A 19046-nucleotide genomic window follows, 5' to 3' on the forward strand; every position below is an offset into this window, starting at 1 on the left:
GATCATGCGGCCGGGGCTTGCCTTTGCCCGCAAAGTTTTCTATTGCGGGCCCATCGGCATGCGGTTGTAGCTCAGCTGGTTAGAGCGTCGGATTGTGGCTCCGAAGGTCGGTGGTTCGAACCCACTCAACCGTACCACCGATTTCCCCCTTGCCTATGATGCCTTGCCCGATGGCAAGGTCGGCCGATGGTGCCTTTGCGGCACGGCCGCGTCTTTCCCTGCATGCCTTTGGTTCGAGCCGATCTCGTTTGGTCCCGGGACTGTGGTGTCCGCGTGTCAGTTGGTGCCCGCCGGAAGCCCGCTTCGTCCGGCGAGACCGGGATAGGGCGTTTCGCCAGGCCTTATGGGGGGCGCGAAGCCGGGGACGTCCGGCGTGTTCCAGAGGGGTGACGCCACGGGGGCTGCGAGGTCGATCTCCGGCCGGGGCGCGGGTGCCAGCCGAAGCGCCGCCAGGAGGAGGCCGATCGTCAGCACCCAGCTGCCCGCAATGCGCGCGCCGATCGGGGCCGCACGACCGGGCACCAGACGGCCGAGACCGGTTGCCGCGAGCGGGATCGCGAGCATGGCCAGGGCAGCCCCGCCGGAAAACGCCCGGCCGCCGGTCGTCGGATCGTTGACCGCGGCGGCAAGCGACAGGGCGAGCGTGACGGCGAACGAAGCGGGCGCAAGCAGGCCGATCCGCCAGCGCCGCGGCGCCAGGAGCGCCAGACCGGCGAGGACGCAGGCGGCGGGGCCGAGACTCGAGCGAAGCGCGAAGACGGCCGGGCTGGTCAGCCAGGGCCACAGGATCGAGGCGGGCGCGGCCAGGCCGAGCGAGGTTCCCGCCGCAAGGGCGACCCAGGCGGCGCAGGCCGCCCGGGCGTCCGGGCGCGGCGACGCGCCGAGACCGAGGCCGAGCGCGGCGAGCGCCAGCCAGCGGTCGGGGCCTTGCGCCAAGAACAGCGCCCCCGCGCGGGCCGCCTCGCCTTGCCAGTCCGCCGGAAGCGCCGCGATCCACAGCAAGGCCGCGCACGCGGCGGCGATGGCGCCCGAGCCTGCGGTGTCGAGGGCGGGGAGGCGGCGCATCCGGCGTTCGCCTCAGGCGGCCAGGAACCAGACGCCGGAAAGGGCGATGGCCGCGCCGATCAGGCGCGCCGGAACCCCGCCGAAGGGCCTGGTGGCGACGAGGCCGATCGCGATGCCGAGCAGGTGGATGGCCCCGGTGGCGATCACGAAGCCGGCGGCGTAGTTGGCGGGATCGGCGGCGCGCGGCAGTTCGGCGCCGTGCGCGTAGCCGTGGAACAGGGCGAACACGGCGACCATCAGCAGCGCCACCGCTTCGGGCGGTCGCCACGCGGCGGCGATGGCGGTGCCGAGCGCCACGATCGAGACGGCGATCCCCAGTTCGATGCTGGGCATGGGCAGTCCCATCATGCCGGCGATGCCGCCGAGGGTCATGATGAGCGGAAAGGTCACCGGCAGCGTCCAGACGGCCCGGCCGCCCATCTGCGCGCCCCAGATGCCGACGGCGAGCATGGCCAGGAAATGGTCCGGCCCGGTGAGCGGATGGGCGATGCCGCTGGAGAAGCCGCCCGCCTGGCCGACGATATGGGCCGCCGCCGGATGGACCGAAGCCAGCAGCACGCCCACGACCAGGAGCGCCGCGTCCGGCGCTCCCGGACCGCGAAGCGAGGTCGGCAAGGGATGCCGGCGGGCGGGTGCGCGCAAGGGAGCCTCCGAGTAGCTCGTGGCGAGTGGCGGGAGGGAACGCCCGAACCCGCCGCCGCGCAAGTTACATCGGGGCAAGGGAGCGCGCCGGATGCCCGCCCGCCCCGGCAAGGCCTTGCCCAAACCGCGGGCCGCCCGAATTGTCCGAGCGATCGGTGCCTGACGCGCCGGACGGAGAGCCCATGCCGAACCCCGCCACCCTATCCGCCGCGCCCGCGTCGCCGGGTGCCGCGCCGCCGCCGATCCTCTCGATCCGAGGCCTGTCCAAGTCCTACCGCAACGGGGCGCGTGTCCTCGACGACATCAACCTCGCGATCGCGCCGGGCGAGATCTTCGCGCTGCTCGGACCGAACGGCGCGGGCAAGACGACGCTGATCAGCATCGTGTGCGGCATCGTCAACCCGAGCGAGGGCGAGGTGCGCGTCGGGGGCCACGACATCGTCCGCGACTACCGCAAGACGCGCGCGCTGATCGGGCTGGTGCCGCAGGAACTGACCACCGACGCCTTCGAGACGGTCTGGGCGACGGTCAGCTTCAGCCGCGGCCTGTTCGGCCTGCCGCCGAACCCGGCCCATATCGAGACGATCCTCCGGCAGCTCTCGCTCTGGGACAAGCGGGACGCCCGTATCCTCACGCTGTCGGGCGGCATGAAGCGGCGCGTGCTGATCGCCAAGGCATTGTCGCACGAGCCGCGCGTCCTGTTCCTGGACGAGCCGACGGCGGGCGTCGACGTGCGGCTGCGGCAGGACATGTGGCAGGTGGTCCGCGGCCTTCGCGCGGGCGGCGTCACCGTGATCCTCACCACCCATTACATCGAGGAGGCGGAGGAGATGGCCGACCGGGTCGGCGTGATCCGGGGCGGGCGCATCGTCCTGGTCGAGGAGAAGACGGCACTGATGCGCAAGCTCGGCCGCAAGGAGCTGGTGCTGAGCCTGCAGTCGCCGCTCGGCGCCGTGCCGCCCGCCTTGGCGGCCTACGACCTGTCGCTGTCGGGCGACGGGACCGAGCTCACCTATGCCTACGACAGCCAGAGCGAACGGCCGGGCATCAGTCGGCTTCTGGAGGACCTTTCGGCCGCGGGCATCCGGCTGCGCGACGTGACAACGCGCCAGAGCACGCTGGAGGACATCTTCGTCAGCCTCGTGGAGACGCGCGCATGAACTTCCACGCGATCCGGTCCATCTACCTCTTCGAGATGGCGCGCGCCTGGCGCACCCTGCTCCAGAGCCTCGTCGCCCCGGTGATCTCGACGTCGCTGTATTTCGTGGTCTTCGGCTCGGCCATCGGCTCGCGCATGGAGGCGATCGAGGGCGTGTCCTACGGCGCCTTCATCGTGCCCGGCCTGATCATGCTCTCGCTGCTCACGCAGAGCATCTCCAACGCCTCCTTCGGCATCTATTTCCCGAAGTTCACCGGCACGATCTACGAGATCTTGTCGGCCCCCGTCTCGGCCATCGAGATCGCGCTCGCCTATGTGGGGGCGGCGGCGACCAAGTCGGTGATCCTGGGGCTGATCATCCTGGCGACGGCCTCGCTCTTCGTGCCGCTGCGCATCGAGCATCCGGGCTTCATGCTCGCCTTCCTGGTGCTCACGGCCGTGACCTTCAGCCTCCTCGGCTTCATCATCGGCATTTGGGCGGAGGGGTTCGAGAAGCTGCAGATCGTGCCGCTCCTGATCGTAACGCCGCTGACCTTCCTGGGCGGCAGCTTCTATTCCATCTCGATGCTTCCGCCCGTGTGGCGCACGGTGACGCTGTTCAATCCGGTGGTCTACCTGGTGAGCGGCTTCCGCTGGAGCTTCTACGGCACGTCGGACGTCGGCGTCGGCATCAGCCTGGCGGCGACGATCGGCTTCATGCTCCTGTGCATCGTGGGGATCTGGTGGATCTTCCGCACCGGCTGGCGCATCCGGCCCTGATCGCGTCGCGTCGCGTCGAGGACAGGAAAGCGAAACGGCCGCCGCATCGAGATGCGGCGGCCGTTTCGGTTGTATCGGTTGCGCGTCGCTTACTGGACGGGGGCGACCGTGTCGTCGCCGGCGCTGGTGCCCGGCACCGGAACCGACGTGTCGCGGGGAACCGGGGTCGCGTCGTTCGGCACCACCACGGTGCTCGCGGCGCCGGCCGGGATGGCCGACCCGATACCGGACGTGTTGCCCGGAACCGGGATCGAGCTCGTCGCCGCGTCGGTCGAGGCCGGCGGCGCGTCGGTGCCGGTCACCACCTGGGAGGCCTGATCCGCCGGGATGACGCTGTCCATGCCCGCGCTGGTGCCCGGAACCGGGACCCCGCTGGAGTTCTGCGGGGTGTCGACGGACGGGGCGGACTGTGCGAGGGCCGCGCCGCCCGAGAGGGCCAGGGCCGAAACTGCAGCGAGAATAGTGAGCTTCATGGTTCAATCCTTTCGTGTTGCCCCATGAAGCGGTTCCACCCCTTCCGCGTTCCAGTCGCGTGCAAGTTTTTTTTGGAAGGCCTTTCTCGCCGTATCCCCTGACGGCCGGGCCATGCGATCGGTTGGCGGCTGCCGGAATGGCATGGGGGTCTCGCGGCAGGCGGGTGGGAGGTCGGGGCGAAACGTGCCATCGTCCGCCGGCGCGCGCCGGGAGGAGACGGCCGCGCGGCGCCGTCGGCCCGCCGGGCAGCGTCCCGATGCGGGCGTGCAACCCAATGGACCCGGCCGCCGCCTCGAAAGCAGGGAGGAGAAGCGCGATGAGGACCATCAAGGGGCCGGGGATCTTCCTGGCGCAGTTCGCAGGCGACGAGGCGCCCTTCGATTCGCTCGACGCCATCTGCGGCTGGGCCGCCGGCCACGGCTACCGGGGTGTGCAGATCCCGACCTGGGACGCGCGCCTCTTCGACCTTCGCAAGGCGTCCGAATCCAAGGACTACTGCGACGAGATCGCCGGCGTCGTGGCCGGCCACGGCCTCGCGATCACCGAACTCTCGACGCATCTCCAGGGCCAGCTCGTCGCCGTCCATCCCGCCTACGACGAGGCGTTCGACGGCTTCGCGGCGCCCGAGGTCCGCGGCCGACCGGCCGCCCGTCAGGAATGGGCGGCGGACCAGGTGCGGCGCGCGCTGACCGCCTCGCGCCATCTCGGCCTGCGGGCGCACGCCACCTTCTCGGGCGCGCTAGCCTGGCCCTACGTGTACCCCTGGCCGCAGCGCCCGGCGGGCCTCGTGGAGACGGCCTTCGACGAGCTGGCGCGCCGGTGGCGCCCGATCCTCGACCACGCGGAGAGCGAGGGCGTCGACATCGCCTACGAGATCCATCCGGGCGAGGATCTTCACGACGGGGCGTCCTACGAGATGTTCCTGGAGCGCGTCGGCGGCCACGCGCGGGCGAACCTTCTCTACGATCCGTCGCATTTCGTGCTGCAGGCGCTCGACTACCTCGCCTTCATCGACATCTACGCCGACCGCATCCGCGCCTTTCACGCCAAGGACGCCGAATTCAACCCGACCGGGCGGCAGGGTGTCTACGGCGGCTTCCAGTCCTGGGCGGACCGTGCCGGCCGCTTCCGCTCGCTGGGCGACGGGCAGGTGGATTTCGGCGCCGTGTTCTCCAAGTTGACGGAGGCCGGCTTCGACGGCTGGGCGGTGCTGGAGTGGGAATGCGCCCTCAAGCACCCGGAGCAGGGGGCCGCCGAGGGCGCGCCCTTCATCGCCGCCCACATCATCCGCGTGACCGAGCGTGCCTTCGACGACTTCGCGGGCGCCGGCACCGACGAGGCCGCCAACCGCCGCATGCTCGGCCTGGAACGCTAAGGGAGGCACCGATGGCCATCGAGGCAGGCAGAGGATCCGAGGGCGGCGCGCGCCGCATCCGGCTCGGCATGGTGGGCGGCGGGCAGGGCGCCTTCATCGGCGCGGTGCACCGCATCGCCGCCCGGCTCGACGACCGCTACGAGCTCGTGGCGGGCGCCCTGTCGTCCGACGCGGAGCGCGCGCGCGCCTCGGGCGCGGCACTGGGGCTGGCCGCCGACCGTTCCTACGAGAGCTTCGCCGAGATGGCGCGGGCGGAAGCGGCGCGTCCCGACGGTGTCGAGGTCGTGTCGATCGTCACCCCCAACCACATGCACGCGCCCGCCGCCCGCGCCTTCCTGGAAGCGGGCATCCACGTCATCTGCGACAAGCCGCTGGCGGTCTCCGTGGCCGAGGCGGAGGAACTCGTGGCGTTGCGCGAGCGCAGCGGGCGCATCTTCGCGCTCACCCACAACTACACCGGCTATCCGCTGATCCGGCAGGCCCGGGCGCTGGTGGAGGCGTGTGAGCTCGGCGACATCCGCCTCGTGCAGATGGAATACGCGCAGGACTGGCTCGCCGAGCGCGTCGAGGCCGGCGGCTCCAAGCAGGCCGAATGGCGCACCGATCCGCAGCGCTCGGGCGCCGGCGGATGCATCGGCGACATCGGCACCCATGCCTACAACCTCGGCGCCTTCGTATCCGGCCTCGCCACGCGCGAACTCCTGGCCGAGCTCACCACCTTCGTGGAGGGCCGGGCCCTGGACGACGACGTGCGCGTGCTGCTGCGCTACCACGGGGGCGCCAAGGGCGTGCTGTGGGCGAGCCAGGTCGCCGTGGGCAAGGAGAACGCCCTGCGGCTCCAGGTGTTCGGCACGAGGGGCGGCCTGGAATGGTGCCAGGAAAACCCCAACCAGCTCTGGTTCTCGCGCTTCGGCGAGCCCCGCCAGCTCCTGACGCGCAACGGTGCGGGCACCCTGCCGGCAGCCGCCCGTGTCTGCCGCATCCCGCCGGGCCACCCGGAGGGCTACCTCGAGGGCTTCGCCAACATCTACGGCGAGGTGGCCGAGGCGATCCTCGCCGCGCGCGAGGGCCGGGCCCCCGACGACGCCGTCACCTTTCCGACCGTGGAGGACGGGCTGGCCGGCATGCGCTTCATCGAGGCGGCGGTCGCCTCCTCGCGCGCCGGCAGCGTCTGGACGCCGGTCGGTTGACGGCCACGTTCTGCGGGTTGTGCGAACTCGCGCAGGACGATTGATTTGGTCCGACAAATCGACAAGCTTGCGTGAACGAGGCGCTGTGGCGGGCCTAGGGATCTGGGAGGATCCCCCGCCGGCGTCCGGGGAGGAAGGCAGGATGTCGGGTTCCGGGCAGGGAGCCGGTCGCGGCGCGCCCGTCGCGATCGCGGCCGAGGGCGTATCCAAGTCCTTCGGGCCGGTGGAGGTCCTGAGCGACGTCGGCTTCGAGCTCCGCGCGGGTGAGGTGCACGCCATCATCGGCGAGAACGGCGCCGGCAAGTCCACGCTGATGAAGATCCTGGCCGGCCATCTCCGGCCGAGCGGCGGCAGGCTCCTGCTCAAGGGCGAGCCGGTGCGCTTTTCCGGGCCGGCGGAGGCCGAGCGGCGCGGCGTGGTCCTGGTGCACCAGGAGATCCTGCTGGCGCCCGACCTCACCGTGGCTCAGAACATCCATCTCGGCCGCGAGCTCCGGCGCGGCCTCGTGCTCGACGATCGCGCGATGGACGCTTCGGCCGCCGCGGCGCTGGCGGGGCTCGGCGCCTCGATCGATCCCCGCGCGCGGGTCGGCGCCCTGTCGATCGCCCAGCGCCAGCTCGTGCAGATCGCCCGCGCCCTCCTGGTGCCGCACGATGTGGTGATCTTCGACGAGCCCACCGCCTCGCTGACGCCCCACGAGACGGAATCGCTCCTGCGCGTGATCGCCGCGATCCGCGCACGCGGCGTCGGCGTCCTCTACATCTCGCATCGACTGCCCGAGGTCGAGCGCCTCGCCGACCGCGTCACCGTGCTGCGCGACGGTCGGCGGGTCGCGACGCGCGAGGCGGGCGAGCTTCGGCCCGCCGACATGGCGCGGCTGATGGTCGGGCGGGACGTCGCCAAGCTCTATCCCGACCGGGTTCCGCCGCCGGTGGGGGCGCCGATCCTGCGCGTCGAGGCGATGCGCGTTCCGGGCCATGTCCGGTCGGCCGCCTTCGCCGTCTCGCGGGGCGAGATCCTCGGCTTCGCGGGACTCGTGGGCGCGGGGCGCACCGAACTCATGGAGGGCGTGCTGGGCCTTCGTCCGGCCGAGGGGCGGGTCTTCCTGGACGGCGCGCCTGTGCGCTTTCGCGACGCGCGCGACAGCCTGGACGCGGGCATCGTCTACCTGAGCGAGGACCGCAAGGGGAAAGGCCTGCTGCTCGGCCAGACGCTGCGCACCAACCTCACGCTCGCGGCGCTCGACCGCTTCGCCAGCGGCCCGCTGCTGCGCCCCGCGCGCGAGGACGCCGCCCTCACCCGCGCCATCGGCGATTTCGACATCCGCGCCCGGCGGCGCGACCTCCTGGCCGGGCAGCTTTCGGGCGGCAACCAGCAGAAGCTGCTGCTCGCCAAGATGATGCTGCTCGACCCGCGCGTCGTGGTGGTGGACGAGCCGACGCGCGGCATCGACATCGGCACCAAGCAGCAGATCTACCGCTTCCTGGCGGGGCTCGCCGGCGAGGGGCGCGCGGTGATCGTGATCTCGTCCGAGATGCCCGAGCTGATCGGCCTGTGCGACCGCATCCTGGTGATGCGCGAGGGGGCGCTGGCGGGCGAGCTGTCGGGCGAGGCGATGACCGAACGGAACATGGTGATGCTGGCGACGGGTGCGGCAGACGACGAGGCCGCGATGGCGGTGGAGGGAGCCGAACCCGCATGACCGACGCCGCTTCGCCCGCCAAGCCGCCCGCGCGGACCCGCGAGATCGACCTTCGGGCGGTCGCGCCCTTCGTGGCGCTCGCCGCGCTGCTCGTCTTCGGGGCGCTGGTGAACCCGAACTTCCTCGGCCTCGACAACCTGTCCAACGTGGTCACCCGCTCGGCCTTCATCGCCATCGTCGCGGTGGGCGCGACCTTCGTGATATCGGCGGGCGGGCTGGACCTCTCGGTCGGCTCCATGGCGGCCTTCGTGGCCGGCACCATGATCCTGATCCTGAACGCGGCGCCGCTGGAGGGCGCGGTGCCGACCATCGCGCTCGGCATGCTCGCCGCGCTCGGCGTCGGCGCCCTGTGCGGCCTCGCCAACGGGCTCGTCACGACGCTCGGTCGCATCGAGCCCTTCATCGTCACCCTCGGCACGATGGGCATCTTCCGGGCGCTCACCATCTGGCTGGCCGAAGGCGGCTCGATCGCCCTGCGCTCGCAGGAACTGCGCGCCGCCTACCGGCCGATCTATTTCGGCAGCGTCCTTGGCGTGCCGGTGCCGGTGGTCGCCTTCCTCGCCGTCGCCGCGCTCGGCGCCTTCGTGCTCTATCGCACGCGCTTCGGGCGGCACGTCATGGCGGTGGGCTCCAGCGAGGACGTGGCGCGCTATTCCGGCATCCGCGTCGACCGCGTGCGCACGGTCACCTACGTCATCCAGGGCCTGTGCGTGGCGCTGGCCGTCCTGGTCTACGTGCCGCGCCTCGGCGCCGCGACGGCGACCACGGGTCTTCTCTGGGAACTCCAGGCGATCACGGCCGTCGTCATCGGCGGCACGGCGCTGCGCGGCGGCGTCGGCCGTGTCTGGGGCACGGTCTGCGGCGCGCTGATCCTGGAGCTCGTCGGCAACATCATGGTCCTGTCGGACCTCGTCAGCGAATATCTCATCGGCGCGGTGCAGGGGGCGATCATCATCCTGGCGATGCTGATCCAGCGTTCCCTGGCGCGGCGGTGAGGGCGCGGGCGGCGCCCTGCCGGGGCGCGCCGCCCGCCCGCGAGAAAGGGCTCCGGCTTCGGGAGGAACCATCATGAAACGCATCGTCGCGGGGCTTGCCGCCCTGGCCGTCCTGTCCGCCGCCGGCCTCGCGTCGGCGCAGGACAAGACGCGCACCATGGCCGTCTCCATCCCCGCCGCCGACCACGGCTGGACGGGCGGCGTCGTCTACCATGCCGAACGCGAGGCCAAGCTCCTGGAGGCGCGCTATCCCGGCCTCGACGTCGTGGTGAAGACCTCGCCGGACGGCGCCTCGCAGGCCAACGCGCTGGAGGACCTGACGGCGCAGGGCATCGACGCCCTGGTCACCCTGCCGCACAATTCCGACGAGCTGACCGACCCGATCCGCCAGGTCAAGCAGGGCGGCGTCTTCGTCACCGTGGTGGACCGCGCCCTGTCCGACCCCACCATCCAGGACCTCTACGTCGCGGGAGACAATCACGGCCTCGGCAAGGCGGCGGGCGAATACATGAAGCAGCGCATGGCGCAGGGCGGCGACGTCGTGGTGGTGCGCGGCCTGCCGATCGTGATCGACGAGGAGCGGCAGAAGGGCTTCGACGACGGCATCGCCGGGTCGAAGATCAACGTCCTCGACCGCCAGTTCGGCAACTGGTCGCGCGACGACGCCTTCCGCGTCATGCAGGACTATCTCGCCAAGTATCCGAAGATCGACGCGGTCTGGGCGCAGGACGACGACATGGTGGTCGGCATCCTGGAGGCGATCGCCCAGAGCGACCGCAAGGACATCCAGTTCGTGGTCGGCGGCGCCGGCATGAAGGAGATGATCCGGAAGGTGGCGGAGGGCGACGCGATGGTGCCGGTCGACGTGCTCTATCCGCCGGCGATGATCGCCACCGCGATGGACCTGACGGCGGCTGGCCTCTTCGACCAGAACCCGGTGCGCGGCAGCTACGTGCTCGACGCGACGCTGGTCACCAAGGACAACGCGCAGGAGTTCTACTACCCCGATTCGCCCTTCTGAGCGGCGCGGCGCGGCGGTGCCGGCCGCCGCGCCCCGTCGATCCGCCCCGCGCGCTGGCAATCGCGCGCGCGGCGGTCTACCTGTCGGCCCATCGTCCTGCGCGTCCGACCAGCGAAGTCTTCATCCATGCTGACCATGAAGGGCAAGTACGGCCTCAAGGCCATGCTGCATCTCGCCGAACTGCCCGAGGGCGAGCGTGCGCTCTCCGAGGAGATCGCAAGGGCCCACGGCATCTCCAAGAAGTTCCTCGACACCATCCTGGGCGAACTGCGCGTCGCGGGCATGATCCACGCCCGCAAGGGACGCGGCGGCGGCTACGCGCTGGCCCGGCCGCCCGCCGAGATCCGCGTCGGCCACATCCTGCGGGTTCTCGACGGTCCTTTGGCGCCCATTCCCTGCGCCAGCCGCACCGCCTATCGCCGCTGCGAGGACTGCCGCGACGAGCGGTCCTGCGCGGTGCGCCGGATCATGCTGGACGTGCGCAACGCGGTGTCGGCGGTGCTGGACGAGCGGACGCTGGCCGAGGCCGCCGGCGCGCCCGAAGCGCTCGAGCGCGCGGTACGCGAGCTCGCCATGGGCGCCTGAGCCGCCGGGCGGCGGATCGCCTTTCCGCCTCCGCCGCGAAAAAGAGCATGGTTTGCGTGTGCGCCCCGCGCGCCCGACCTTAACCTCGGCGTGACATTGAAAGCCGACGAAAGGCCATGGCTCATGACCGAGACCCTGATCGTCCCGGGCCTCAACGGCTCCCCCGCCGGACACTGGCAGCACCACTGGCTGGAGAGCGATCCTCGGGCCGCCCTGGTGGAGCAGTCCGACTGGGCCGAGCCGGTGCAGGCCGACTGGCTCCACGCGCTGGAGGCGGCGATCATGGCCAGCCGGCCGGGCGTGATCCTGGTCGCCCACAGCCTCGGCTGCGCGCTGGTGGCGGCGCTCGCCGGGCGCCCGGCCGCCTCGCATGTCGGGGGCGCGCTCCTGGTGGCGCCCGCCGATCTCGGCGCCCTCGCGCGCACGGTGCCGAGCGTCGCGCCCTTCGCCGACACGGTGGGCGCGCGCCTGCCCTTCGCCTCCATCCTCGTCGCCAGCCGCAACGATCCCTACATGTCCTTCGACGGCGCGCGGCGCTGCGCCGCGACCTGGGGCTCCGCGCTGTTCGATCTGGGCGAGGCAGGGCACGTCAACATCGCGAGCGGCTTCGGTCCATGGCCGGACGCCGAGACGCTGGCGGGCGGGCTGCGCGGGCGCCCGGCGGTCGTGCCGCGCCCGCGGGGCCGGGCGCTGCCGACGCGCCGCCCGAGGCCGCTTCCGCGCATGGAGACGCCGGGCACCGGCATCGGGCTCGGCTGAGCGCCGGTCCGGGGGTTTCCATCCGTATCCCGCGCACCATTTAACTCTTCCAAAGCGCGGGTCCGGCTATGCTAGGCCGGGATGGAAACACCTTCATGAGATCGTGAGGCCCACTTGGGCCCGATCGGATGGACAGGCATCGGAATGCACGAGGAAATGCAGGCAGGGTCGCGGAAGGTGGTGCTGGTCGTCGACGACGAGCCCCTGGTACGGCTGAACGCCGTCGACATGTTCGAGGAGATGGGCTTCGAGGTGCTGGAGGCCGCCGACGGCGCCGCCGCGCTGCGCGTGCTCGAGCGGCGGCCCGAGGTGGCGCTCCTGTTCAGCGACTGCCGGATGCCGGGGCTCTCGGGCCCCGAGCTCGCCCGGATCGTCGCCGAGCAGTATCCGCAGGTGCGCATCGTGCTGGTTTCGGGCTACGTCAACGTTCAGAAGCTCGACTGGCCCCTGCTGCCCAAGCCCTACGACGCCAACTCGCTGCGCAAGGTCGCGGGCGACATCGCCCCCGCCGCCTGAGCGGCCCCCGCCGACGCCCCGCCGGGGCCGTCGTTCGAGGCCCGGACCGGGGCGCCGCGAGGCACCCGGCCGGGCTTTTCGCGTTTGGGCGCCCGCCCGGCGCTTCGACGTGAACATGCGGGGGCGGGCGCCATCGCGGGCCACGCCCCGCGGCGAGCCTTGCACCCTCAGGCGTCGTCCAGCGCGTCCCGCAGCTTGGTCGCCAGGTCCTCCAGCGAGAACGGCTTGGTGAGAAGGCGCACGCCGGCGTCCAGCACGCCGTGGTGCACGATGGCGTTGCGCGTGTAGCCGGTGGTGAACACGACCTTGAGGTCGGGCCGCTGGCGGCGCGCCTCCTCGGCGAGCTGCCGCCCGTCGATGTCCGGCATCACCACGTCGGTGAACAGGAGGTCGATGTCCGGGCGCTGCGCCAGGAGGCGAAGCGCTTCGGCGGCGCCGTCCGCCTCCAGGGTGCGGTAGCCGAGCTCCTGCACCGCCTCGATCGTCACGCGGCGCACGCCGTCGTCGTCCTCGACCACCAGGACCAGCTCGGCGGACGGGTCGATCAGCTCGGGAGGCGGCGGCTCCGCGCGCTCGGCCGGCTCGTGCTCGCCCACCAGCCTTGGCAGGTAGATCTTCACGCTGGTGCCGCGGCCGGGCTCCGAATAGATCTTCACGTGCCCGTCGGACTGCTTCACGAAGCCGTAGACCTGGCTGAGGCCGAGGCCCGTGCCCTTGCCGATCTCCTTGGTGGTGAAGAACGGGTCGAAGGCCTTGGCCATCACGTCCGGCGCCATGCCCGTCCCCGTGTCGGTCACCGCCACCAGCACGTACTGTCCGGCGAGGATGCCGAGATCGGCCGCCACGTAGCGGTCGTCGAGGTGGGCGTTCTGCGTCTCGATGGTGAGGCGGCCGCCTTCGGGCATGGCGTCGCGCGCGTTCACCGCGAGGTTGACGATCACGTTCTCGAGCTGGTTGGCGTCCACCGAGCAGGACCAGAGACCGCCGCCGAGCACGGTTTCCAGTCGGATGTTGCCGCTCAGCGTCCGGCGCAGGAGCTCGGACATGCCGGACACCAGCCTGTTAAGGTCCACCGCCTGCGGGTTCAGCGGCTGCTGGCGCGAGAAGGCGAGGAGCCGGTGCGTCAGCGTCGCAGCCCGGCGCGCGCCCTCCATCGCGTTGTCGGCATAGCGGCGCAGCCGCGCGTCGCCGTCCGGCAGCCGGCGTCCCAGGAGATCGAGCGAGCCAATCACCACCGACAGCATGTTGTTGAAGTCGTGCGCGATGCCGCCGGTGAGCTGGCCGACGGCCTCCATCTTCTGCGCCTGGCGCAGCACCTCGGAGGTGCGCTCCAGCTCGGCGGTGCGCTCGCGCACCCGCTCCTCCAGGGTCGCGTTCAGCTCGATCAGCGCCGCCTCGGCGCGTGCGCGCTCCAGCGCCTCGCGCGTGCGCGCCGCCACGTCCTCGCAGAGCTGTATCTCGGCTGGGGTCCATGCACGCGGCCGGGGCTCGTGCAGGTAGAGGACGGAGCGGAGCGTTCCGTCGCGCAGCAGCGGAACCACGACGAGCGACAGGCAGCCGATGCCGTCCCAGGCCTGGGCGAAGGCCTCGCCGACGCGTGCGTCGGCGCGCGCGTCGGCGACCACCAGCGTGCGGCCGGCGCGCAGCTCCCCGATCGCGGCGGGCCCGAACGCGTCCAGGATCCGGCTTTCACCGGCAAGGCTCGCCGTGTCCGGCGTGCTGGTCCAGTCGCGCGAGACGCGCACCATCTCGCCGCTCGCGTCGATCTCGCCGTAGCCGCAGCGGGCCGCGCGCACGCGTCGGCCGAGAAGCTGCGTGGCCGCCGCTTCGAGGGTCGCCGGGTCGGGATGGACGATCAGCGTATCGTTGAGCAGCAGCAGGAACTCGCGCCGCTCCTCCGCCAGCTTGAAGTCGTGGATGTCGGTGCAGGTGCCGAACCAGCGGATGATGCGCCCCGACCGGTCGCGCATCGCCTGGGCACGGCCCAGCACCCAGCGGTACAGCCCCGTGTGGTGCCGCAGCCGGTACTCGATGTGGTAGGGCTCGCCGCTGGCGAGGCATCGGCGCCAGACCGCCCAGGCGCGCTCCTGGTCGTCCGGGTGGAACATGCCGTTCCAGCCCTCGCCGTCGGTGGAGCCCTGCGGGACGCCGGTGAATTCGTACCAGCGGTCGTTGTAGTAGTCGTGGAAGCCGTCCGGCAGCGTCGTCCAGACCATCTGGTCGATCGTGTTGGCGATCGCCTGGAACCCGGCCTCGCTGGCTCGCAGCCGATCCTCGCCAGCGCGCCGTTCGTCGATGTCGATCACCGAGCCGACGAAGCCGAGAAAGGCGCCCGTGCCGTCGAAGCGGGGCGAAGCCGCGTCGATCGCCCAGCGGTACTGCCCGTCGGCGTGGCGCAGCCGGTATTCCAGCCGGAAGGCGGTGCGCGAGCCGTGGGCCTCGCGGACGGTCCGGGCGGTCTCCTCCGCGTCGTCGGGATGCATCGCGTCGAGCCAGCCGAAACCCTCGGCGCTTTCGTGCGTCTGGCCCGTGGTGTCGTACCAGGATCGGCTGAGATAGGTGCACGAGCCGTCCGGGTCGGTGACCCGCAGCATCACCGGCGCGTTGTCGGCCATGTTGCGGAAGCGGCTCTCGCTTTCCGCCAGCCGCCGCTCGCCGGCCACGCGCCCCGTCGTCTCCGACACGATGCACAGGACGCCCGCCACAAGCCCCGCCTCGTCGCGCACGGGCGAGTAGCTGATGTCGAACCAGACGTCCTCCAGGTAGCCGTGCCGCTCGATGCGGAACGGCCGGTCCCTGGCCGACACCGTCTCGCCCCCGAGCCTCACGCGCGACAGGAGCGGTTCCAGGTCGTCCCAGAGTTCGGCCCAGTTCTCTCGCGCCGGCCGGCCGAAGGCGCGCGGATGCTTGCTGCCGATGGTCGGCGCATAGGCCTCGTTGTAGAAGGCGAGGTAGTCGGGCCCCCAGAACAGCACGACCTGGGCGTGGGACGAGACCACGAGATCGATCGTGGTGCGCAGCACGGGCGGCCATGCGGTCGGGGGACCGAGCGGGCCGTCGCTCCAGTTTCGCGAGCCGATCAGCGCACCGATGGCGCCGAGTTCCTCGAGTTGGAGCGCCATGCGATGCCAAGTCTCCCGAATGTCCCGTCCGGACGGCGGCCTTGCGGCCGCCGGTCCGTGGCGCTGAACGCGCGACGGCCGGGTTTGGTTCGCCGGAACGCCGCCCCGTGGCGCCGTCAGTCCTTGGCGCGCTCCACGTAGGAGCCGTCGGCGGTCATCACCACGATGCGGGTGCCGGGCGCGATGTGCGGGGGAACCAGGGTGCGCACGCCGTTGGACAGGACGGCCGGCTTGTAGGACGAGGACGCCGTCTGGCCCTTGGTGGTGGGCTCGGTGTCGGTGACCTCGTAGATCGCGCGCTGCGGCAGCTCGATCGAGATCGCGAGGTCGTTGTAGATGGCGACCTGCACCGCCATGCCTTCCTGGAGATAGGGCGCGGAATCGCCCACTACGCTCTCGGGAACCGCGACCTGGTCGAAGCTCTCCGGGTTCATGAAGTGGAAGCCTTCGTCGTCCGAATACAGGAACGTGTGCTCGCGCTCCTCAACGAAGGCCCGCTCGACCTGCTCGGTGGTGCGGTAGCGGTCCGACACCTTCACCCCGTCCGAGATGCGGCGCATGTCGAGCTGGGTGACGGGCGTGCCCTTGCCGGGATGGATGTTCTCGGCCGACAGGATCACGTAGAGCTTGCCGTCCTCCCGTTCCACGACGTTGCCTTTGCGGAGCGAACTGGCGATCACCTTCACGGGCTTTGTTCCTGATTTCGGTCTTGTGTTGTAAGGGAGCTCGTCCGAGCCTCGATCCTGGGCCCTAGCGCATCTGACGGTCCGCCGCCAGTCGGGCGGGTCCGTTTCGACAAGAGCCGCCCTACCGCCGAGCACGACCTTCCGAATCGCCATGACCGACCCTTCGCCCTGGTGGGCCCCCCACGTCCATGCCGACCGCCGGCCGCGCCTCCTCCTGCGCAACGCGCTCATGGCCGCGCTGCGCGCCTGGTTCGCCGGACGCGGCTTCGTGGAGGTGGACGCGGCGGCGCTGCAGGTCTCGCCCGGCAACGAGGCGCACCTGGCGGCCTTCGCAACGCGGGAGCGCCGCGCCGACGGAACGCACCAGCCGCTGTACCTCCATACCTCGCCCGAATTCGCCTGCAAGAAGCTGCTGGCGGCCGGCGAGCCGCGTCTGTTCTGCGCCGCCCCGGTGTATCGCAACGGCGAGCGCAGCGCGTTGCACCACCCGTGCTTCACCATGCTCGAATGGTATCGCGCGGGCGAGACCTACGAGGCGCTGATGGACGACTGCGCCGCCATCCTCGCGCTCGCCGCCGAGACGGCCGGCGTCAAGCGGTTCCAGTTCCGCGACCGCAAGGCCGACCCGTTCTTCCCGCCCGAGCGGCTCAGCGTCGCGGAGGCGTTCCGGCTCTTCGCCGGCATCGACCTTCTGGCCAGCGTGGCGCCGGGCGGGGAGACGGATCGCGGGCGGCTGGAGGCCGATGTGCGGGCCGCGGGCCTGCGCACCGCGCCGGACGACACCTGGGCCGACCTGTTCAGCCGCGTCCTGACCGACAAGGTCGAGCCGCGGCTCGGCCAGGGCAGGGCGACGATCCTCCACGACTATCCGATCCCCGAGGCCGCGCTGGCTCGGCCGAGCCCGCGCGACGGGCGCGTCGCCGAGCGGTTCGAGCTCTACTGCTGCGGCGTGGAGCTGGCCAACGCCTTCGGCGAGCTGACCGACGCGGCCGAGCAGCGACGCCGCTTCGAGGCCGAGATGGACGAGCGCGAGCGCGTCTACGGCGAGCGCTACCCGCTGGACGAGGACTTCCTGGCCGCGCTCGGACGGATGCCGGAGGCCAGCGGCATCGCGCTCGGCTTCGACCGGCTGGTGATGCTGGCGACCGGCGCCACGCGCATCGAGGACGTCCTGTGGACGCCCGTCGCGGATATCCGGGCGTGACGCGCGCGCTGCGCAGCGCCGGCGCGCTGGCGGAGGCCGGGCTCGTGCCGCCCGAGCGCCTTTCCGAGCTGGAGCGGGTGGCGGCGCGCTACGCCGTGGCGGTGACGCCGGACATGGCCGCGCTGATCGAGGCGCCCGACGATCCGATCGCGCGCCAGTTCGTGCCCTCGGCCGCCGAGCTCGACGCGCGGCCGGAGGAGCGCGCCGACCCGATCGGCGACAAGGCCCATTCGCCGCTGCCCGGCATCGTGCACCGCTACCCCGACCGCGTGCTCCTGAAGCCGCTGCACGTCTGCCCTGTCTACTGCCGCTTCTGCTTCCGCCGCGAGATGGTCGGGCCGGAAGGGAACGGCAGCCTGACGGAGGCCGAGCTCGACGCCGCGCTCGCCTACGTGGCCGGCGCGCCGGAGATCTGGGAGGTCGTGGTCACCGGGGGCGACCCGTTCCTGCTGTCGCCCCGCCGCATGGCGGCGATCGGCCGGACGCTGGGCGCGGCGCCGCACGTGCGCGTCATGCGGTTCCATACCCGCGTTCCCGTGGTCGAGCCCGAGCGGGTGAGCGAGGCGCTGGTCTCGGCCCTGCGGGTCTTTCCCGGCGCCACCTTCGTGGCCCTCCACGCCAACCACCCGCGCGAGTTCACGCCGCGGGCGCGCGCCGCGATCGCCCGGCTGGTCGACGCGGGCGTGCCGATGGTCAGCCAGTCGGTGCTGCTCGCTGGCGTCAACGACGACGCGGACACGCTGTCGCAACTCATGCGCTGCTTCGTGGAGAACCGGATCAAGCCCTACTACCTCCACCAGGGCGACCTCGCGCCCGGCACCGCCCATCTGCGCACCTCGATCGAGGCGGGGCAGGGCCTTCTGCGGGAGATGCGCGGTCGAGTGTCCGGGCTCTGCCAGCCGACCTATGTGCTCGACATCCCCGGCGGCCACGGCAAGGTGCCGATCGGGCCGGACTTCGTGGAACGTGCGGGGGAGGGCCACCGCGTGACCGATCCCTGGGGTCGCTCCCATGCCTATCCGCCTTCGCCGGACACGGCGGACGAGAAAGTCCGCGACGCCGGCGGGAAATGAGCGTATCTCCCGTCTCGTCGTTCCGCACGCTTCGCTGCGCCGGAACGTTCAGCCGCCCAAGCAATCCGCATCCGGTCCGCGAGAAACCGCACGCAAACGTGTGTCTTCCGCTCTAGGGTTGTGGTTGAAGGGGGCGCACCCGAGACGCCCATGACCCAGACTGCGATGCAGACACACCACACCGATGCGCTGGCCACCCCGCGCGACCAGATCGCCGCGCTTCCCGTCCGCATGAGCGAGGATGGCGGGCTGGAGGTGCTGCTCGTCACCTCGCGCGAGACCCGTCGCTGGATCATCCCGAAGGGATGGCCGATGCAGGGGCGCTCCGACGACGAGGCGGCCGGGGTGGAGGCGCGCGAGGAGGCCGGCGTCAAGGGCAAGCTCCTGCCGGCGTCGATCGGACGCTACGCCTATTGGCAGCGCGGCCGGGTGGAAATCCGTTTCCTCCAGGTCGACGTGTTCCTTCTGCGGGTCGAGAAGGTTCTGAAGAGCTGGAAGGAAAAGGATCAGCGCGAGCGCCGGTGGTTCAGCATCGTGGCGGCGGCCGATCTGGTGCAGGAGCCCGACCTCGGCCAGTTGTTCCTGCGCCTGCTCGGCCAGGACGAGGTCCGACGCTTCCTGAAGCTCGACCGGGCGCGTCGCCGCAAGTCCGCCGCCAAGGTGGCGGGCGCCCCGGAGGCGCCCGACGCCGGTTGATCCGGCGTCGTCCGAGGGTTAAG

The 19046-nt window shown here is 71.5% G+C and carries 18 protein-coding genes and 1 tRNA gene; 14 read left to right on the plus strand and 5 right to left on the minus strand.

The annotated features are described in order from the left end of the window. Positions 1-60 precede the first annotated feature (60 nt). Positions 61-137, plus strand: a tRNA-His gene (locus D3218_RS12280). Between the two features lie 139 nt (positions 138-276). Here the strand turns inward: D3218_RS12280 and D3218_RS12285 are convergent. Next, complete coding sequence (locus D3218_RS12285; RefSeq protein WP_119540381.1) at positions 277-1065, minus strand: hypothetical protein; 789 nt, start codon at positions 1063-1065, stop codon at positions 277-279. 12 nt (positions 1066-1077) lie between these two features. Next, positions 1078-1707 carry a HupE/UreJ family protein gene (locus D3218_RS12290; RefSeq protein WP_245415031.1) on the minus strand — a complete coding sequence of 210 codons (630 nt, stop codon included), beginning with the start codon at positions 1705-1707 and terminating at the stop codon, positions 1078-1080. Between the two features lie 182 nt (positions 1708-1889). Here D3218_RS12290 and D3218_RS12295 point away from each other — a divergent pair, with 182 nt between their 5' ends. Continuing rightward, positions 1890-2867, plus strand: a complete 978-nt coding sequence (locus D3218_RS12295; RefSeq protein WP_119540382.1) for an ABC transporter ATP-binding protein — start codon at positions 1890-1892, stop codon at positions 2865-2867. Next, a complete protein-coding gene (locus D3218_RS12300; RefSeq protein WP_119540383.1) occupies positions 2864-3625 on the plus strand; it encodes an ABC transporter permease in 762 nt (253 codons plus the stop codon). The genes D3218_RS12295 and D3218_RS12300 overlap by 4 nt, the downstream gene beginning before the upstream one ends. Positions 3626-3714: 89 nt before the next feature. On the opposite strand, the gene D3218_RS12305 is transcribed toward D3218_RS12300, so the two are convergent. Next, positions 3715-4098, minus strand: a complete 384-nt coding sequence (locus D3218_RS12305) for a hypothetical protein (protein ID WP_119540384.1) — start codon at positions 4096-4098, stop codon at positions 3715-3717. 317 nt (positions 4099-4415) lie between these two features. Between D3218_RS12305 and D3218_RS12310 the strand changes: the two genes are divergently transcribed. From D3218_RS12310 to D3218_RS12345, 8 genes are all read left to right on the plus strand, one after another. Beyond that, positions 4416-5474, plus strand: coding sequence for a sugar phosphate isomerase/epimerase family protein (locus tag D3218_RS12310; protein ID WP_119540385.1), 1059 nt, complete (start codon positions 4416-4418; stop codon positions 5472-5474). A gap of 11 nt (positions 5475-5485) precedes the next feature. After that, entirely contained in the window at positions 5486-6664 is a 1179-nt protein-coding gene (locus tag D3218_RS12315; RefSeq protein ID WP_119540386.1) for a Gfo/Idh/MocA family protein, read from the plus strand. 142 nt (positions 6665-6806) lie between these two features. Continuing rightward, positions 6807-8366 (plus strand): sugar ABC transporter ATP-binding protein, encoded by a 1560-nt coding sequence (locus D3218_RS12320; protein WP_119540387.1) that lies wholly within the window; start codon positions 6807-6809, stop codon positions 8364-8366. Continuing rightward, the gene (locus tag D3218_RS12325) at positions 8363-9361 is read left to right on the plus strand and encodes an ABC transporter permease (protein WP_119540388.1); all 999 of its coding nucleotides are present in this window, start codon (positions 8363-8365) and stop codon (positions 9359-9361) included. Before D3218_RS12320 ends, D3218_RS12325 begins: the two co-directional genes overlap by 4 nt. 73 nt (positions 9362-9434) lie before the next feature. Beyond that, positions 9435-10382 (plus strand): substrate-binding domain-containing protein, encoded by a 948-nt coding sequence (locus D3218_RS12330; RefSeq protein ID WP_119540389.1) that lies wholly within the window; start codon positions 9435-9437, stop codon positions 10380-10382. A gap of 126 nt (positions 10383-10508) precedes the next feature. Next, positions 10509-10967 (plus strand): RrF2 family transcriptional regulator, encoded by a 459-nt coding sequence (locus D3218_RS12335; RefSeq protein WP_119540390.1) that lies wholly within the window; start codon positions 10509-10511, stop codon positions 10965-10967. 123 nt (positions 10968-11090) lie between these two features. Then, entirely contained in the window at positions 11091-11726 is a 636-nt protein-coding gene (locus D3218_RS12340) for an RBBP9/YdeN family alpha/beta hydrolase (RefSeq protein WP_119540391.1), read from the plus strand. Between the two features lie 144 nt (positions 11727-11870). Continuing rightward, complete coding sequence (locus D3218_RS12345; RefSeq protein WP_119540392.1) at positions 11871-12242, plus strand: response regulator; 372 nt, start codon at positions 11871-11873, stop codon at positions 12240-12242. Positions 12243-12409: 167 nt separating this feature from the next. On the opposite strand, the gene D3218_RS12350 is transcribed toward D3218_RS12345, so the two are convergent. Continuing rightward, the gene (locus D3218_RS12350; RefSeq protein WP_119540393.1) at positions 12410-15364 is read right to left on the minus strand and encodes a PAS domain S-box protein; all 2955 of its coding nucleotides are present in this window, start codon (positions 15362-15364) and stop codon (positions 12410-12412) included. Between the two features lie 116 nt (positions 15365-15480). Further along, entirely contained in the window at positions 15481-16050 is a 570-nt protein-coding gene (gene efp / locus D3218_RS12355) for an elongation factor P (RefSeq protein ID WP_168990501.1), read from the minus strand. A gap of 151 nt (positions 16051-16201) precedes the next feature. Here efp and epmA point away from each other — a divergent pair, with 151 nt between their 5' ends. From epmA to D3218_RS12370, 3 genes are all read left to right on the plus strand, one after another. Further along, positions 16202-17254 carry an EF-P lysine aminoacylase EpmA gene (epmA, locus tag D3218_RS12360; protein ID WP_119540395.1) on the plus strand — a complete coding sequence of 351 codons (1053 nt, stop codon included), beginning with the start codon at positions 16202-16204 and terminating at the stop codon, positions 17252-17254. Then, entirely contained in the window at positions 17251-18327 is a 1077-nt protein-coding gene (locus tag D3218_RS12365) for a lysine-2,3-aminomutase-like protein (RefSeq protein WP_119540616.1), read from the plus strand. The genes epmA and D3218_RS12365 overlap by 4 nt, the downstream gene beginning before the upstream one ends. Positions 18328-18477: 150 nt before the next feature. Further along, positions 18478-19023 (plus strand): NUDIX hydrolase, encoded by a 546-nt coding sequence (locus D3218_RS12370; RefSeq protein ID WP_168990502.1) that lies wholly within the window; start codon positions 18478-18480, stop codon positions 19021-19023. Positions 19024-19046: the final 23 nt, after the last annotated feature.

Source organism: Aureimonas flava (genome assembly GCF_003583935.1).
Lineage (GTDB): Bacteria > Pseudomonadota > Alphaproteobacteria > Rhizobiales > Rhizobiaceae > Aureimonas > Aureimonas flava.

Coding starts and splice junctions, on each gene's coding strand:
- D3218_RS12285 (WP_119540381.1), bottom strand. CDS start 1,065: ATGCGCCGCCTCCCCGCCCTCGACACCGCAGGCTCGGGCGCCATCGCC.
- D3218_RS12295 (WP_119540382.1), top strand. CDS start 1,890: ATGCCGAACCCCGCCACCCTATCCGCCGCGCCCGCGTCGCCGGGTGCC.
- D3218_RS12300 (WP_119540383.1), top strand. CDS start 2,864: ATGAACTTCCACGCGATCCGGTCCATCTACCTCTTCGAGATGGCGCGC.
- D3218_RS12305 (WP_119540384.1), bottom strand. CDS start 4,098: ATGAAGCTCACTATTCTCGCTGCAGTTTCGGCCCTGGCCCTCTCGGGC.
- D3218_RS12310 (WP_119540385.1), top strand. CDS start 4,416: ATGAGGACCATCAAGGGGCCGGGGATCTTCCTGGCGCAGTTCGCAGGC.
- D3218_RS12315 (WP_119540386.1), top strand. CDS start 5,486: ATGGCCATCGAGGCAGGCAGAGGATCCGAGGGCGGCGCGCGCCGCATC.
- D3218_RS12320 (WP_119540387.1), top strand. CDS start 6,807: ATGTCGGGTTCCGGGCAGGGAGCCGGTCGCGGCGCGCCCGTCGCGATC.
- D3218_RS12325 (WP_119540388.1), top strand. CDS start 8,363: ATGACCGACGCCGCTTCGCCCGCCAAGCCGCCCGCGCGGACCCGCGAG.
- D3218_RS12330 (WP_119540389.1), top strand. CDS start 9,435: ATGAAACGCATCGTCGCGGGGCTTGCCGCCCTGGCCGTCCTGTCCGCC.
- D3218_RS12335 (WP_119540390.1), top strand. CDS start 10,509: ATGCTGACCATGAAGGGCAAGTACGGCCTCAAGGCCATGCTGCATCTC.
- D3218_RS12340 (WP_119540391.1), top strand. CDS start 11,091: ATGACCGAGACCCTGATCGTCCCGGGCCTCAACGGCTCCCCCGCCGGA.
- D3218_RS12345 (WP_119540392.1), top strand. CDS start 11,871: ATGCACGAGGAAATGCAGGCAGGGTCGCGGAAGGTGGTGCTGGTCGTC.
- D3218_RS12350 (WP_119540393.1), bottom strand. CDS start 15,364: ATGGCGCTCCAACTCGAGGAACTCGGCGCCATCGGTGCGCTGATCGGC.
- epmA (WP_119540395.1), top strand. CDS start 16,202: ATGACCGACCCTTCGCCCTGGTGGGCCCCCCACGTCCATGCCGACCGC.
- D3218_RS12370 (WP_168990502.1), top strand. CDS start 18,478: ATGACCCAGACTGCGATGCAGACACACCACACCGATGCGCTGGCCACC.